Below are 519 nucleotides of genomic sequence, written 5' to 3'. Positions count from 1 at the left end.
ATCTAGTGGTGAGGGTAAATCTTTAAGAGTAGCCAAGGAACGTTTGCAGGTCCAGTCTTTGAACACCGAGGTATACTCGGGGAACCGGATATCCAACCAGCGGATAATCCGGTTTTGCAGCCGGACACTATTCGTTACCCAAAATTCCCGATCACTCATCATCGTCCGTAACCTTTGAAAGACGGTAGCCTGTCGTGTGTATTCATAGTAATAGCCTCGGCAGACGACGTCCGCGATAACAAGGGCATCCTTAGGATCACTCTTGGACGGACAATTATCGCGGTTCTCCTTATTTCGTTTGGTGGTAGCAGGATTCACCATGACAACGTTTATGCCTTTGTCGGCAAGCCAATTAGCCAAGTTAAACCAGTAGTGTCCGGTTGGCTCCATACCGATGATTAGGGTATTCAATCGATGCTTCTGTTGCAATTCATCCATCCAACGTTGTAATCTTTCGAATCCTTCTAAGTCGTTTGTAAATGATAGATGTCGCTTGGCAAGAACGATACCCCGAAAGTT

At 46.2% G+C, this 519-nt stretch carries 1 protein-coding gene; it reads right to left on the bottom strand.

Annotated features, from left to right (window positions below):
- A partial coding sequence (locus tag GC098_RS03035) for an IS110 family transposase (protein ID WP_171640857.1) occupies nucleotides 1-519 on the bottom strand: 519 nt, incomplete at both ends.

It is taken from the genome of Paenibacillus phytorum, assembly GCF_013141715.1.
GTDB classification, from domain to species: Bacteria; Bacillota; Bacilli; order Paenibacillales; family NBRC-103111; genus Paenibacillus_E; species Paenibacillus_E phytorum.
The sequence above is the reverse complement of the archived record's forward strand: the minus strand, read 5'-3'. Positions and strand labels throughout refer to the sequence as shown.